Genomic DNA, 15,308 nt, shown 5'->3' with positions numbered 1-15,308 from the left:
ATATTCGATGAGGCGTGTCAGCCTTGCCCGTAGTTGCCCAGGCCTGATGGCCCTGCTGGCCTTTATGCTGGTGCTCGCCAGCCCGGCGTGGTCGGCCCCGGCCACGCCATTGTCCAATTTGGCGGCTGCCGAAGCGCCAGCACTGGACGAAAACGCCAGCCTTGAACAGCTGAACGACCGCCTGGACCAGATCCGTCAGGGCGTCACCAGCGAGGCCAACGACGACCTGCTGTCGCAACTGCGTCTTGCAGCCATGCAGGTTCAGCGTCAGGCCGATGCATTGAGTGCACAGCGCACTGCCGATGTGGGAAAACTCGACGACAAGCTGAAGGTCATCGGCCCGGCCCAGCCGGACGAGGCACTCACTCTGACCCAGCAGCGCAAAGCGCTGGAGGCTGAGAAAAAGGCGCTGGTAGCCCAGCAGGACCAGGCCATCAAGCTGACCCAGTCGGCCCGCGACCTGTCCACGCAAATCGTCAACCTGCGCCGCAGCCAGTTCAACTCGCAGATCACCAGCCGTGCCGCTTCGCCACTGAGCCCGGCGTTCTGGCAGAGCATCATCCGCCCCACCCAGGACGACGTGGCGCGCCTGCGCGACCTGCGCGGCGAGGCAGCCGATGCCATCAACAGCGCCTTCAGCGCCGATCACCGCTGGCTGTTCATTACCAGCCTGGTGGCGGCGATCCTGGTATGGACCTTGGTGCGCCGCGTGCTCGAGCGCTTGCTGGCCAGTGCCATGGTCGGCTGGCTGCCCGAAGGGCGCCTGCGCCGCAGCGCTTTGGCCCTTGGTGTCAGCCTGGCAACCTTGGGTACCATCGCCGGTTCTGTTTCGTTGCTGCGCTGGGGGCTGGAAAGCAGTGCAGAGTTGGGTTCGGATATCGCCAGCCTGACCAACCACATTCTCGCCCTGGTCGTGTTCAGTGCCTTCATTACCGGCCTGGGCCGCGCCATGCTGATGCTGCAGCGGCCGTCCTGGCGGCTGCCGCCGATCCATGACGAAGTTGCCAGCGCGCTGGGCTGGTTCCCGAAGGTACTGGCATTGGCCCTGATGGTCATGATGACCATGGAGCGCATGAACAGTGTGATCGGCGCCAGCCTGGCGCTGACGGTGGCCGTCAACGGGCTGACCGCACTGGTAGTGGCGTTCATCTTTGCCGGCGCGTTGCTGCGTTATCGCCACACCCTGCGCAAGCATGAACTGGAGCGCCCGACGGGCCTGGCTGGACTGATCCCGTTCGTGATGGTCATCTGGCTGGCGTTGATCCTGCTGGCACTGCTCACCGGCTACCTGACGCTTGCCTATTTCCTCACTGCCAAGTTGCTGTGGGTCAGCCTGGTGGTCACTTGTGCCTACTTGCTGACCACCTTCTTCGGCGACCTGTGCGAAACCCTGCTGTCGCCACGCCAGCCCGGAGGCCTGGCGCTGGCCTCGACCCTGGGCCTGGCACCTCGTCACCAGGCGCAAGCCAGCACCATCCTGGCTGGCATCGGCCGCACCATCGTGCTGTTCCTGGCGCTGTTGCTGGTGTTGATGCCATCGGGTACCAGCCCCAGCGAACTGCTGCTGAGCCTGGGCGATTGGGACGGCACCGGCGGCAAGCTGCTCGGCAACCTGAATATCGTGCCGCAGGACATCCTGCTGGCCCTGGCGATTTTCTTGGGTGGCCTGTTCGCCATCCGTGTGGTCAAGCGCTGGCTGAGCGATCGCCTGCTGCCGGAAACCGACATGGACGCCGGCATGCGGGCCTCGCTGGTGACCCTGGTGGGTTACCTGGGTTTCCTGTTCCTGGCCATGCTGGTGATGTCGACCTTGCGCATCAATCTCACCAGCCTGACCTGGGTGGTCAGTGCGCTGTCGGTCGGTATCGGTTTCGGCCTGCAGCAGATTGTGCAGAACTTTATCTCCGGCCTGATCCTGTTGACCGAGCGCCCGGTGAAGGTGGGTGATTGGGTGAGCCTGGCGGGTGTCGAGGGCGATATCCGCCGCATCAACGTGCGCGCCACCGAAATCCAGATGTCAGACCGTTCAACGGTGATCGTGCCCAACTCGCAGTTCATCTCGCAGAACGTGCGCAACGTGACCATGGGCAATGCGCTGGGTGTGGTCAGCATTACCTTGACACTGCCGCTGGAGACCGATGCCAACCAGGTGCGTGAGCTGCTGCTGGCGGCCTACCACGAGCATGAGGCGATTCTGGATGCGCCGGCTTCTTCGGTGTCGTTCAAGGACCTGACGACCAGTGGCATGGTGATTGGCGTCAGCGGCTACGTGGCCGGGCCGCGGCAGGTGTCAGGCACCCGCAGCGACCTGCTGTTCACCATTCTTGGGCGCCTGCGTGACGAAGGTATTCCCCTGTCTTCGCCACAGAGCATGGTACTGGTGCAAGAGGGTGTGCGCCCCGCTGACGAATCGGTGTGAATGCCGGGGGCTGCTCTGCAGCCCTATCGCGGCACAAGGCCGCTCCCACAGGTACCGCGCATGCTGAAGGGCTGCACACTTGCTGGGGGAGCGGCGCCTTGCGATGTTAGCCGAGGCAGCGCGTCACATGCTTGACCGATTGGTACGCCGACAACCCCCAAGGCCCCAGCTCGCGGCCGATCCCGCTGCCCTTGGTACCGCCCCACGAGGTTTCGACGAACACTGCCTGCACAGAGTTGATCCATACGTGGCCAACCTCCAGCGCATCGGCCACGCGCTCGGCACGCTCCAGGTCAGCGGAGCAGACGGTGGCTACCAGCCCGAAGCGGCTGTCGTTGGCTTCGGCAATCGCCTGTTCTTCTGTCGCAAAGCGCCGTGCGCACAGCACTGGGCCAAAGATTTCCTCGGTCCACAGGCGGCTGTCTTTCGGCACGTCGGCATACAGCGTGGGGCTGACGAACCAGCCATCACGGTCCAAAGCCTTGCCGCCGGCCAGGCACTGCAAACCTTCTTCCCGCGCCGTGGCAAAGTAGCTGGCCACCTTCAGCCACTGCGCCTGGCTGGTCAGCGGGCCCATGTCGACCTCTTCGGTCAATGGGTTGCCCACCCGAAGGTTTTCCAGTGCCGCCTGCAAGCGTGGCAACAGTGCATCGGCAATACCGTCCTGGACCAGCAGCCGTGAAGTGGCCGAACACATCTGCCCGGCGTTCCAGCTGATGCCGGCAACAATCCACTCCACTGCCTGGTCGATGTCGCAATCGTCGAACACCACGATGGCCGACTTGCCGCCCAGCTCCAGTGTCACCGGCCGGCACTGCGCCGACGCGCTACGCATTACCTGGCTGCCGACGCTGTTGCTGCCGGTGAACGACAGCTTGTCCAGGCCGTTATGGTTGCTGAGCGCGGCGCCAGTCTCGGCCTTGCCGTTGACAATGTTCAGCACGCCGGCCGGCAGGCCCAGCGCGTCGGCGAGCTGGCCGTAGGCTTGCTCGATCAGCGGGGTGACCTCCGACGGTTTGAGCACCACGGTGCAGCCGGCAGCCAGGGCCGGGGCGAGCTTCCAGGCACTGGTGACCAGCGGGAAGTTCCACGGCACGATCAGGCCGACCACGCCCACCGGCTCCAGGCGGGTGCGGGCGGTAAAACCGGGTGCGGCCAGCGGCACGTCACGGTTTTTCGACGGCAGTTGCTCGGCCAGTTCGGCGTAGTAGCCGAAGGTGGCGATGGCGTCATCCAGGTCGATTTCGGCCTCGTGACGGGGTTTGCCGTTGTTGCGCATCTGCAAGGTGATCAGCGCTTCACGGCGCTGCCCGAGCTGTTCGGCAAAGCCACGCAGGAAGGTTGCGCGTTCGCTGGCGCTGGTGTTTTTCCAGGCGGGCAGAGCGCTGCGGGCAGCGGCTACGGCCTGGTCGACCTGGGCCACGCTGGCGGCCATCAGTTCGGCGAACGGTTGCCCCAGCGCAGGGTCGTTGACGCTGATGCAGTCGCTGCCCTGGCCTTCGACCCAACGGCCGGCGATATAGTGGGAAGTGGTCATGGTCGGTTTCCAGTCAGGCCATTTCGGCAGTGGTCACAGGCGTGCGCGCGGTGCTTTTGCAGCGCACCCAACGCGGGCCCTGGGGGCCATACACGCCAGCAGGTTCAGGGAACAGGTTGAGCAGAAGCAGGTACAGCACGCCAGCCAGCCCCAGGGTGACCGGCAGGCTCAGGTCGATGCCACCGGCCAGGTCGCCCAGCGGGCCGACGAACTGCCCCGGCAGGTTGACGAAGCACAGGCCGACCGCCGCGCTGGGGATCCACGCCCCCATGCCGCGCCAGTTCCAGCCGTGCAGGAACCAGTAGTGGCCACCACGCTGGCCGCGGGTGAACACCTGCAGGTCATCGGCGTGGTAGAAGCCGCGGCGAGTAATCAGGCCAAGGACCATGATCACCATCCACGGGCTTGTGCAGGTAATGATCAGCACGGCAAAGGTCGACACGCTCTGCACCAGGTTGAAGGTGAAGCGGCCAACGAAGATGAAGCCGATTGCCAGCACGCCGATCAGCAGCGTGGCGCCGGCACGGCTGAGCAAGCGGGGGAACACGCTGGACATGTCCAGGCCCGTGCCATACAGCGCGGTGGTGCCGGTGGACATGCCGCCGATCACCGCAATCAGGCACACCGGCAGGAAGAACCAACTTGGCGCTACCGCCAGCAGGCCGCCCACATAGTTGTTGGCGGCGATGTAGTCCGGTGCCTGGGTGGCAACCAGGGTGGCAGTACACAGGCCGAACAGGAACGGAATCAGCGTTGCGCCCTGTGCCGCGATCACTGCCAGCATGATGCGTGCCTTGGGCGTCTCACGCGGGATGTAGCGCGACCAGTCGCCCAGGAAGGCGCCAAACGACACCGGGTTGCTCATGGCCAGGATCGCTGCGCCGACGAACGCCGCCCAGAAGCCTGCCTGGCCAAGGTTGACACTGCCTGCATAACCCGCATCGAACGGGCCGGCAAAGGCGACGATGCCCAACAGAAACAGCAGGCTTGAAGCCCACACGGCAATCTTGTTGACCCACAACATGAAGCGGAAGCCGAAGATGCATACCACCAGTACCAGCACCGCGAACAAGCCGTAGGCCAGGCCCAGGGTCAGGTCGGTTTCCGGCAGGCCGGCCAGGCGCTTGGCTCCGCCGACCAGGGCATCCCCCGAGCTCCAAACCGACAGCGAGAAGAACGCCACCGCCGTGAGCAGTGACAGGAACGAGCCGACGATACGCCCGTGCACGCCAAAGTGCGCGCCTGACGAAACGGCGTTGTTGGTGCCGTTGAGCGCGCCGAACAACCCCATTGGTGCAAGGATCAGCGCACCGACGCCAACGCCAAGCAGAATGGCCCACACACCCGCCTGGAACGACAGCCCGAACAGCACCGGGAAACTGCCCAGCACGGCGGTAGCGAAGGTATTGGCACCGCCGAAGATCAGGCGGAACAGGTCTAGTGGGGAGGCGTCGCGTTGATCGGCGGGGATCTGTTCGACGCCGTTGGTCTCGATACCGGTCGAGTGGCTCATGGTGGTGCTCCAGCGCGGTAGTTGTAGCCTGCGCAGTGCGCGGGCCTTCTTGTGGGTGCGATGGCAGGGCGGCAGTGCCGCGTAAAGGTGATCAGGCCGGCGTTACGACCGACAGGTGCTCGTGACAGGCCAACCACTGGTCGGCCTGGCGGCGAAAGACAATAGTCTCGCGTTCGCTCAAGCGGTGTTCTTCACCGGCGATACGGATATGCGTGGCCACATCGTGCATGAAGATCGCCACGTCACCTTGCAGGCTTACCTGAGCGTTGCTCGACTCGCAGGCGAGCACGGCAAAGCCTTCGGCCTGCCACTGGGCCCAAAGGTCTTCGTAGGCGCGGCGCGACAGCAGCGGCTGTGGCAAGGTGTGGAACAGGAATGTGGCGTCTTCGCTGAAACAGGCGAAATAGCGGGCGGTGTCGTTGCTGGCGAACGCGGCGACGAGGTCGGCGGCGGCTTGGCGCACCTGGAGTGTCTGGTCCACGGGAGTGGCCTCACGGTTTTTGTGATTATGGTGAAGCGATTCTGGTGGTGGTTGGCGAGGGGACAAATCGCTGACGGCAAATAATCAGTTCAGGAATTTGTGAAGTGATGGCCATGGGCAAGTCTCTTGAAATGCGCGCACTTGTAAATAATACTGCTTCCCATTAACACCCTCGCGTAACCCTGCCTCGAGGTACTCCCGTGTCGTCGCTGCCCCACAACGCTCAAGTCGGCGAGCTTTACCGTGGCCATCACTCCTGGCTGCGTGGTTGGCTGTTCAAGCGCCTGGAGTGCCAGCACCAGGCTGCCGACCTGGCCCAGGACACGTTCCTTCGCCTGCTGGGGCGTGACACCTTGAATGGCCTGCGCGAGCCACGTGCATTTCTGGCCACCGTCGCCAAGGGGCTGGTGGTGGACCATTATCGCCGGCTGAGCCTGGAACGGGCCTGGCTCGACAGCCTCGCGGCGCTGCCTGAGCCGGAAGCTCCGTCAGCCGAAGCGCGGGTGCTGGTGCTGGAAACCCTGGTGGAAATCGACCGGATGCTCGATGGGCTGAAGCCCAAGGTGCGTAGCGCGTTCCTGCTGTCGCAGCTGGACGGGCTGACTTATCCACAAATTGCCGAACAGCTGGGCCTCTCGCTCAGTTCGGTGCAACAGTACATGACCCAGGCGTTCGGCCATTGCTACCGGGTGCTGTATTCGTGAGCGCATCGGAACCGACTGAGCAAGTGGTGGCGCAGGCCATCGGCTGGCGCGTGCGCCTGGCCTCGGGGCTGGCCCAGGTCGAAGAACTGGAAGCCTGCCAGCGTTGGCGCGGTTTGCACCCAAGCCATGAGCAGGCCTGGCAACGGCTGGCGGTGTTCGACGGGCGCCTGGGGGCGATGCCGCCACCCCAGGCAAGCCAGGCCCTGCGTTACCGCGATCGACGCACGGTACTCAAAGGGCTGGCGTTGCTATTGGGCGGCTCAGCCGTGGTCGGTAGTGCCAGCCTGGGGATGCGCGGCTCGCCCTGGCTGGCAGGGCAGCGCACTGCCATGGGTGAGCGCAGGCGCCTGCAGCTGCCGGATGGCGGCTGGCTGCAGATGAACAGTGGTAGCGCGTTGGACCTGGCATTCGACAGCCAGCAGCGGCGTATAAATCTGCTGGCTGGCGAGGTGATGATCCAGACCGGCAAGCAAGGGGCCGAACGGCCATTCTGGGTTGAAACCCCCTTGGGGACCTTGCAGGCACTCGGGACCGGTTTCTCGGTGCGGCTGAATGACGAGAGTGCGTTGCTGGCCGTGGAGGAGGGGGCCGTTGCGGTGCGGCCGGGTACCTTGCTGCAATCTGCAGCCGTTATACGCGCGGGGGAGCAGGTGCGTTTCAACCGGCAAAGGGTATTTGCGACCCAGCCATTGGACCGTGACGCACTGGCTTGGCGCGACGGGTATCTGGTCGTTCGGCAGTGGCCTTTGGCCCGCCTGTGTGCCGAGCTCGGGCGTTATCGCAACGGGGTGTTGCGCTGTGACCCTGCGGTAGCGGACTTGCTGATTTCCGGGGTGTTTCCGCTGGACGAGCCGGACCGGGCGCTGGCGGCATTGGGCCGTACTTTGCCTGTGCGAACGCGGTACTTGACCCGCTGGTGGGTGACCCTGGAGCCGGCCTGACAAAGCGCGTGAGCCCCTTCGCGGGCATGCCCGCGAAAACGTTCATGCACATCTCACAGAAACTATTTTCTTTTTTTTGCAGTTTTTTCGCCGTGGCTCGGCCTCCTTGCAATTCCGCTCATGACCACAAGGAACCCCCATGGCGTCGTCCCCGCACACCCCGCTTGCCCGCGCTCTGCGTATCGCCCTGCTGGGCCTGAGTGTCAGCCTGCCCATTGGCAGCCTGGCGCAGGCTGCGCCAAGCCACCACGTCGAAGTCCCGGCCGGTAGCCTGGAAGGTGCCCTCAACGCCTATGCCCGCCAGGCCGGCGTGTTGCTGAGTTTCGACCCGGCACTCACACGTGGCCTGAGCAGCCGCGGCCTGTCAGGTGATTACCCGATCGACGTAGGCTTCGCTTCCCTGCTCGGCAACACTGACTTGGCCGCCGAAGCCAGCAGCGATGGCAGCTGGCGCCTGGTACGTGCGACGAGCCAAGGGGCGGTCACCTTGCAGGCACAGACCATTTCCGCCCTAGGCGAAGAGAACCCGCTGGGGCCGGTGGGCAGCTACGTGGCCAAGCGCAGTGTCACTGCAACCAAGACCGACACGCCTATCCATGAGACCCCGCAGTCAATTTCGGTGGTAACCCGTGAACGCATGGAGGCTCAAGGCGTGCAGTCGGTCAATGAGGCCCTGCGTTACACCCCGGGCGTGTCTTCCTACGGCGCCAACAACCGCTCCGACTGGTACACGGTCGTACGCGGCTTCTCGCCGACGACCTATCTAGACGGCCTGCAACTGCCGACCACCATCAACCTGGCCAGCTGGATGGTCGACCCCTACATGCTCGAACGTGTCGAAGTGCTGCGTGGTCCGGCAGGCGTCTTGTATGGGCAGGGCGACCCCGGTGGGGTGATCAACCAGGTATCCAAGCGCCCGAGCACGGTCAGCAGCCACGAAATCCAGGCCCAGTACGGCACTGACGCGCGCCGACAGCTGGGCTTCGACAGCACCGGCGCGTTGGATGACGAGGGCGTTTGGAGCTACCGCATAACGGCCATCGGCCATGAAGCCAACATTCGCGACACCCCTTGGGAGGACAAGCGCCAGGCACTCTCCGCCGCCCTGACCTGGCAGCCGTCGGAAGAGACCCGGCTGACCGTAATGGGCAATTACCTGGCGGACGATTCCAACGCCCAGGACAACTTCCTGCCGGCAGTTGGTACTTTGTCCCACTCGCCCTACGGCAAGATCGGTCGCGATACCTTCACCGGCGACAAGCACTTCTCAAAGTACGAGAAGACCCAGTACAGCCTCGGCTACGAATTCGAAACGCGCCTGAACGACGTCTGGCAGCTGCGCCAGAACCTGCGTTATTCGCATCTGGACCTGAATGACAACATGGTCTTTGGTGTTGGCACTACCGCCTACTACGGCATGGAAGGTGGTGACGAGCGCACACTGTTACGCTACGCCGGCATCGAGAACCCCAAGTACAGCCGCTGGGCTGTGGATAACCAGGCCCAGGCCGACTTCAGTACTGGCGACATCCGCCATACCCTGCTGATCGGTGTGGATTGGCAGCGTCAGCAAACCTCTGACCCGCAGGCCTACGTCCTGACCACCCCTGTCGACCTGTATGGCGGCACGGACTATGGCCCGGTCGACCCAAGCCAGTTCACTCCGGACACCTGGAGCTACAGCCATCAGACCAGCCGACAAACCGGGTTGTACCTGCAAGACCAATTGCACTTCGACGACCATTGGGTACTGACCCTGGGTGGTCGCTATGACTGGGCCACATCGCAAACCCGAAACTGGACCGATGCCGGTTCCGATCCCGAAATACATACCCGTGACGAGGCGTTCAGTGGCCGGGTTGGCCTGGTGTATCTGGCCGACAACGGCCTGGCACCCTACCTGAGCTACAGCGAAGGTTTCACGCCAAACCCTGGCACCGATGCCAACAATCAGCCATTCGAGCCCACCGAAGCCAAGCAATACGAAGCGGGTATCAAGTACCAGCCACCGGGCTCGAACAGCTCGCTGACTGCCGCTGTCTTCGAGATTACCCAGGACAACGTGCTGACCACTGCGCCAGGCAACCCCAATGACAAGGTACAGACGGGGCAGGTGCGCTCGCGTGGCATCGAGTTGGAAGGGGTGGCCAGCCTGAGCAACGAGCTCAACTTGATCGCCACCTATACCTACCAGGACGTGAAGGTGACCAAGGCCAACGACGAGACCGATGGCAAGACGCCCATCAGCATCCCGACACCGCGCAACCTGGCCTCGGTATGGGCTGACTACACCTTGCACGATGGCTTGCTCAAGGGCCTGGGTTTCGGCGCAGGGGTGCGCTACACCGGTCGCAATCCGGGGGCACCGGACAACTCGCTGAACGTGCCGGCCTATACCTTGCTCGATGCCGCCGTGCATTACGAAACCGGGCCGTGGCGGTTTGCGGTAAACGCCAGCAACCTGGCCGACAAAGAGTATGTGGCGGGATGCTATGACGCTACCCGCTGTATCTACGGCAATGGTCGCACAGTGCTGGGCACGGCCACCTATCGCTGGTAGACACCGACCCTGTGGGAGCGGGCAGTGCCGCTGAAGGTTGCTGTCATCTGGCTGCAACGAATATTCAGCAACATTTCTGCCATCTCCCCGTGCCTCATTGCGAGTTCGAATGGGCCATCCCGCGCTGCACCTGCCACAGGACCACGACCTGTTCGGCTTGCTCTACGCCTTCGCTTTCCGCCCCGGCCAGCCAGGGCGCGAAATCGATTCGACGCAGTTGTTGCACACGCTCGGCCAGCCGCTGGAGCCCGGCGAGTTTCTCTGGGTGCACCTGAACCTGGCCCACGCCGCCTGCGAGCGCTGGCTGCGCACCCACCTGCAGTTGCCCGACGCTTTCTTCGAAACGCTGCGCGAAGGTTCCCGCTCGACCCGCATCGAGCACGCCGACTCAGCACTGCTGGCAGTGGTCAACGATGTGGTGTTCAACTTCGGCCTGGTGTCGTCGGACATTTCCACGCTGTGGGCCTGTGCCAGCAGCCAGTTGCTGGTGAGTGCGCGACTGCAGCCGTTGCACTCGGTGGACAAGCTGCGTTCGTCGGTCAAGCAGGGTGAGCGTTTTCATTCGTCCATCGAACTGTTGGTCCACCTGCTGCGTGACCAGGGCGATGTGCTGACCCAGATCGTGCGTGAAACCACCACCAGCGTCGATCGCATCGAAGACCAGTTGCTGTCCCAGCGCCTAAGCGACAACCGTGCCGAGCTGGGCAGCATGCGCCGGGTTCTGGTGCGCTTGCAGCGCCTGCTGGCGCTGGAGCCGGGGGCGCTGTTGCGCTTGCTCAACCGCCCGCCGGAGTGGCTGAAGGAACAGGACATACGCCAACTGCGTGCCGCCACTGAAGAGTTCACCCTGGTGATCAGCGACCTCACCGCCCTGGGCGAGCGGATCAAGCTGCTGCAGGAAGAAATCGCCGCCAAGGTCAACGAACAGACCAACCGCACGTTGTTCACCCTGACCGTGGTAACGGTGCTGGCGCTGCCGATCAACATCATCGCGGGCTTCTTCGGCATGAACGTGGGTGGCGTGCCGCTGGCGGAAAACCCCCATGGCTTCTGGGTGCTGGTTGCCCTGGTGGCGACCTTCACCGTGCTGGTTGGGCGCTGGGCGTTTCGCAAGCGCCGGGAATACTAAAACTGGGCAGGCACAGAACAGGCGAACCGACTGACGGTCGCTCCCACCCTTCATCCTTGCCTACGCTGATACTCCCAACCCGCTGAAGCAAGGAGATCCACCGTGAGCTTCCAATACAAGCGTCTGGACAAGAACAACGCCGCCGTGCTGCTGGTCGACCACCAGACCGGCCTGCTCTCGCTGGTAAGGGACATCGACCCCGACCGCTTCAAGAACAATGTGCTGGCCCTCTCGGACCTGGCCAAGTACTTCAAGCTGCCGACCATCCTTACCACCAGCTTCGAGACCGGCCCCAACGGCCCGCTGGTGCCGGAACTGAAAGAGCAGTTCCCCAACGCCCCCTACATTGCACGCCCCGGCAACATCAACGCCTGGGACAACGAAGACTTCGTCAAAGCAGTCAAAGCCACCGGCAAGAAGCAGTTGCTGATCGCCGGTGTCGTCACTGAAGTGTGTGTGGCCTTCCCGGCCTTGTCGGCACTGGAGGAGGGCTTCGAAGTATTCGTTGTCACCGATGCATCAGGCACCTTCAACGAACTGACCCGAGATTCGGCCTGGCGGCGCATGGAGGCTGCGGGGGCGCAGCTGATGACCTGGTTCGGCGTGGCCTGCGAGCTGCACCGTGACTGGCGCAATGACATCGAGGGGCTGGGTACCCTGTTCTCCAACCATATCCCCGACTACCGCAACTTGATGACCAGTTACAACAAGCTGGCCAAATAGCGCCTCCCGGCGGGGCTGCACGGCAGCCCCCGCATCAATCTGCAAGCGAAGCGGCAAACCGTCATGAATCGACCATACTGACTCTTCATTCGCCTTCAGGAGAGTGTCATGTCGAAGCCGTCCAGGAAGAAACCCACCCAGGAACAGCCAGAAAAACTGGGCGGCAAGGCCTACGAAAAAGCGCTCAGGAACCTGCATGTAGAGCTGGTGAAGCTGCAGGAGTGGGTGGTGGCCAAGGGCTTGAAGGTATGCATTGTCTTCGAAGGCCGCGATGGCGCCGGCAAGGGCGGCACCATCAAGGCCATTACCGAGCGCGTCAGCCCGCGGGTGTTTCGTGTGGTGGCGCTGCCGGCGCCGACCGAACGGGAAAAATCCCAGATGTACCTGCAGCGCTACCTGGGCCACTTGCCTGCGGCAGGCGAAGTGGTGATCTTCGATCGCAGTTGGTACAACCGCGCAGGGGTCGAGCGGGTAATGGGCTTCTGCTCCGATGAGCAAGTGGATAAGTTCCTGACCGGTGTGCCGGTGTTTGAAAAGGTCATGGTCGAGTCGGGGATCATCCTCATCAAGTACTGGCTTGAAGTCAGCGCCGAAGAGCAAACCCGGCGCTTGCAGGATCGCATCACCGACGGCCGCAAACTGTGGAAGCTGTCGCCGATGGACCTCAAGTCGTACACCCGCTGGGATGACTATACCCAGGCGCGTGACGACATGTTCCAGGCCTCGGATACCGCTTGGGCACCATGGTTCATGGCCCACTCCAACGACAAACGTCGCGCTCGGCTGAACATCATCAGCCATCTGCTCAGCCGTATTCCCTACAAAGACATCACCCGCGAGCAGCTGGTGAAGCTGCCCAAACGCGGCAAGATCGGCAAGTACAAGGCTGTGGCCTACCCGTTCAAGGTCGTCGAAGAACGCTTCTGAACCCCTTCCTACGGGAAGCTGCGAAGGTACGAGCTCATGCCTCATGACGGCAGCCTGCTGCAGGCGACGGTGGTGTTCCTGTTGGCCGTGGTGCTTCTGGTACCGCTGGCGCAACGTCTGAAAATGGGGGCGGTACCGGGTTATCTGTTGGCGGGTATCCTGATTGGCCCGTCGGTGCTTGGGCTGCTCGGCAACCCGGACAACGTGGCGCGGCTGTCGGAAATGGGCGTGGTCATGTTGCTGTTCGTGATTGGCCTGGAGCTGTCCCCACGGCGTCTGTGGACCATGCGCCGGGCGCTGTTTGGCGTCGGCAGCTTGCAGGTGGGGCTTACCGCCGTGCTGCTTGGGCTGCTGGCGTATGGGGTGTTCGACCAATCCAGGGCCGCTGCCATCGTGCTGGGCCTGGGCCTGGCGCTGTCGTCCACCGCCTTTGGCTTGCAGGTACTGGCCGAACGCAAGGACCTGGGCAAGCCTCACGGCCGTCTGGCCGTGGCCATTCTGCTGTTCCAGGACATTGCCGCCATTCCCCTGATTGCTGTGGTGCCGTTGCTCGGTGGTGATGTCAGCACCGCCGACGAAGGTGCCTGGCCGTTGCTGGCCGTGGCTGTTGGCATTGGTGTGCTGATTGTTTTTGGCCGTTATCTGTTGACCCCGGTATTCAAGTGGACGGTGGGGTCGGGTCTGCCTGAGCTGTCGACCGCCACGGCTTTGCTGGTGGTGCTGGGCACCGCCTGGTTGATGGAGCACGTGGGTGTTTCGATGGCGCTGGGGGCCTTTCTGGCCGGCGTGCTGATGGCCGAGTCGCCCTTTCGCCACGAACTGGAAACCCAGATCGAGCCAATCAAAGGCCTGCTGCTGGGGCTGTTCTTCGTTGGCGTGGGCATGAGTGCCGACCTGCGCCTGCTGTTCGGCATGCCGCTGATGGTGTTGGGGCTCACCTTGCTGCTGGTCGCCATCAAGCTGCCCTTGTTGTATGGCCTGGGGCGCACGCTCGGTGGGCTCAACAAGGCACAGGCGCTCTGCCTGGGCGTAGTGCTGGCCTCGGGGGGCGAGTTCGCCTTCGTGGTGTTCAAGCTGGCGCTGGACCATCAGGTCCTCACCCAGCAGGTGCACGACCTGCTGGTACTGGCCATCACCTTGTCGATGGCCGTGGTGCCCTTGGTAATGATGGCCTTGGCGCGGCAGCTACGCGACGACAGCCCCGTGCAGGTATCCCCTGAAACGGGCCAGTGAATTGCGCCTGGCTGGTGCATTGAATGTCGGGAGGTGGATCATGCAGTCGAGTTTCAAGCTGGACAGCGCCCTGTCGCGGGGCTTGCTCGATGTACTCATCAAGGCCGGCCTGGTGGCAGCCTTGGTGATCTTCTCCTTCCAGGTATTCCAACCGTTCCTGGAGTTGATGCTGTGGGCGGTGATCCTGGCGGTCACGTTGTACCCGTTGCATTGCCGTATCCAGCGCCGCACTGGGCTCAAGCAAGGCTATGCGGCGACGCTGGTGGTGCTGCTGGTACTGGTGGTGCTGTTGGTGCCGATCTACCTGGTCGTGATGTCCATTGGTGAATCGGTGGACAGCCTGGTGACCTTGCTCAAGAGCGGTGCCTGGAGCGTGCCGGTCCCACCTGACTCCGTGGCGAGCTGGCCACTGATCGGGCCGAAGGTGCATGCGCTGTGGTTGGCGGCCTCCGAAAACATGGCCAGTGTACTGAATCAGTGGATGCCCCAGATCAAGGGTGCCGGGCTTACCGTACTGGGCGCTGCGGCCAGTGCCGGTGGGGCCTTCCTGCTGTTCATCGGCGCGATCATCATTTCCGGGGTCATCATGGCCTTCGGTGAACGCGGTGAAGTCGCAGCGCAGCGTATTGCCATGCGGGTTTCGGGCGAAGAGCGCGGTAAGCCCTTGGCCACGCTGTGCACCGCTACCATTCGCGCGGTGGCGCAAGGCGTGATCGGCATTGCGTTCATCCAAATGCTGTTGATCGGTGTCGGTTTCGTCATCAAAGGCGTACCAGGGGCAGGGATGCTGGCCATCGTCATCCTCATGCTTGGGATTGCCCAAGCCCCGGCCACGTTGGTCACGGTGCCGGTAATCATTTATGTATTCAACACCGACGGCTTCACGGTGGCGGCCATCGTTTTTGCCGTCTACACCTTCGTCGCCGGCCTTGCCGATAACGTGCTCAAACCAATGCTGCTGGGGCGCGGGGTCGATGTGCCGATGCCGGTGGTGCTGATTGGGGCACTGGGCGGCATGGTGGTCAAAGGCATCATCGGGTTGTTCATTGGCCCGGTAATCCTAGGCGTGACCTACGTGTTGTTCTGGCAATGGGTTGCGCTGCAGGTGCCGGAGCAACCGGCACCCCCCGCCGCCTGAGCC

At 63.3% G+C, this 15,308-nt stretch carries 12 protein-coding genes; 9 read left to right on the top strand and 3 right to left on the bottom strand.

Annotated features, from left to right (window positions below):
* The first annotated feature begins 7 nt into the window (after window positions 1-7).
* A complete protein-coding gene (locus Q9451_RS27110) occupies window positions 8-2,419 on the top strand; it encodes a DUF3772 domain-containing protein (RefSeq protein ID WP_012270453.1) in 2,412 nt (803 codons plus the stop codon).
* A 106-nt stretch (window positions 2,420-2,525) separates the two neighbouring features.
* Here the strand turns inward: Q9451_RS27110 and Q9451_RS27105 are convergent, their stop codons facing one another.
* The 3 genes from Q9451_RS27105 to Q9451_RS27095 form a co-directional block, all read right to left on the bottom strand.
* On the bottom strand, window positions 2,526-3,956 hold the full coding sequence (locus tag Q9451_RS27105; protein WP_012270454.1) for an aldehyde dehydrogenase family protein: 1,431 nt from the start codon (window positions 3,954-3,956) through the stop codon (window positions 2,526-2,528).
* A gap of 13 nt (window positions 3,957-3,969) precedes the next feature.
* Window positions 3,970-5,469 (bottom strand): cytosine permease, encoded by a 1,500-nt coding sequence (locus tag Q9451_RS27100; protein WP_012270455.1) that lies wholly within the window; start codon window positions 5,467-5,469, stop codon window positions 3,970-3,972.
* 91 nt (window positions 5,470-5,560) lie between these two features.
* The gene (locus Q9451_RS27095; protein ID WP_012270456.1) at window positions 5,561-5,950 is read right to left on the bottom strand and encodes a nuclear transport factor 2 family protein; all 390 of its coding nucleotides are present in this window, start codon (window positions 5,948-5,950) and stop codon (window positions 5,561-5,563) included.
* Between the two features lie 200 nt (window positions 5,951-6,150).
* On the opposite strand from Q9451_RS27095, the gene Q9451_RS27090 reads away from it, so the two are divergent.
* From Q9451_RS27090 to Q9451_RS27055, 8 genes are all read left to right on the top strand, one after another.
* A complete protein-coding gene (locus Q9451_RS27090; protein ID WP_012270457.1) occupies window positions 6,151-6,654 on the top strand; it encodes a sigma-70 family RNA polymerase sigma factor in 504 nt (167 codons plus the stop codon).
* Window positions 6,651-7,595, top strand: a complete 945-nt coding sequence (locus Q9451_RS27085) for a FecR domain-containing protein (RefSeq protein WP_012270458.1) — start codon at window positions 6,651-6,653, stop codon at window positions 7,593-7,595. The genes Q9451_RS27090 and Q9451_RS27085 overlap by 4 nt, the downstream gene beginning before the upstream one ends.
* Window positions 7,596-7,734: 139 nt before the next feature.
* Window positions 7,735-10,155, top strand: a complete 2,421-nt coding sequence (locus Q9451_RS27080) for a TonB-dependent siderophore receptor (protein ID WP_012270459.1) — start codon at window positions 7,735-7,737, stop codon at window positions 10,153-10,155.
* A 109-nt stretch (window positions 10,156-10,264) separates the two neighbouring features.
* Window positions 10,265-11,284, top strand: coding sequence for a transporter (locus Q9451_RS27075; RefSeq protein WP_012270460.1), 1,020 nt, complete (start codon window positions 10,265-10,267; stop codon window positions 11,282-11,284).
* Between the two features lie 102 nt (window positions 11,285-11,386).
* A complete protein-coding gene (ycaC, locus tag Q9451_RS27070; protein ID WP_012270461.1) occupies window positions 11,387-12,007 on the top strand; it encodes an isochorismate family cysteine hydrolase YcaC in 621 nt (206 codons plus the stop codon).
* Window positions 12,008-12,115: 108 nt separating this feature from the next.
* Window positions 12,116-12,934, top strand: a complete 819-nt coding sequence (ppk2, locus tag Q9451_RS27065; protein WP_012270462.1) for a polyphosphate kinase 2 — start codon at window positions 12,116-12,118, stop codon at window positions 12,932-12,934.
* Window positions 12,935-12,970: 36 nt separating this feature from the next.
* The gene (locus tag Q9451_RS27060; RefSeq protein WP_012270463.1) at window positions 12,971-14,167 is read left to right on the top strand and encodes a monovalent cation:proton antiporter-2 (CPA2) family protein; all 1,197 of its coding nucleotides are present in this window, start codon (window positions 12,971-12,973) and stop codon (window positions 14,165-14,167) included.
* Between the two features lie 40 nt (window positions 14,168-14,207).
* On the top strand, window positions 14,208-15,305 hold the full coding sequence (locus Q9451_RS27055) for an AI-2E family transporter (protein WP_012270464.1): 1,098 nt from the start codon (window positions 14,208-14,210) through the stop codon (window positions 15,303-15,305).
* Window positions 15,306-15,308 lie beyond the last annotated feature (3 nt).

This window comes from Pseudomonas sp. NY8896, from assembly GCF_039634505.1.
This window is presented reverse-complemented; position numbering and strand designations above follow the sequence as displayed.

Excerpts from the sequence above, each read along its gene's own strand:
- Q9451_RS27110 (WP_012270453.1), top strand. The coding sequence starts at position 8 with ATGAGGCGTGTCAGCCTTGCCCGTAGTTGCCCAGGCCTGATGGCCCTG.
- Q9451_RS27105 (WP_012270454.1), bottom strand. The coding sequence starts at position 3,956 with ATGACCACTTCCCACTATATCGCCGGCCGTTGGGTCGAAGGCCAGGGC.
- Q9451_RS27100 (WP_012270455.1), bottom strand. The coding sequence starts at position 5,469 with ATGAGCCACTCGACCGGTATCGAGACCAACGGCGTCGAACAGATCCCC.
- Q9451_RS27080 (WP_012270459.1), top strand. The coding sequence starts at position 7,735 with ATGGCGTCGTCCCCGCACACCCCGCTTGCCCGCGCTCTGCGTATCGCC.
- Q9451_RS27075 (WP_012270460.1), top strand. The coding sequence starts at position 10,265 with ATGGGCCATCCCGCGCTGCACCTGCCACAGGACCACGACCTGTTCGGC.
- ppk2 (WP_012270462.1), top strand. The coding sequence starts at position 12,116 with ATGTCGAAGCCGTCCAGGAAGAAACCCACCCAGGAACAGCCAGAAAAA.
- Q9451_RS27060 (WP_012270463.1), top strand. The coding sequence starts at position 12,971 with ATGCCTCATGACGGCAGCCTGCTGCAGGCGACGGTGGTGTTCCTGTTG.
- Q9451_RS27055 (WP_012270464.1), top strand. The coding sequence starts at position 14,208 with ATGCAGTCGAGTTTCAAGCTGGACAGCGCCCTGTCGCGGGGCTTGCTC.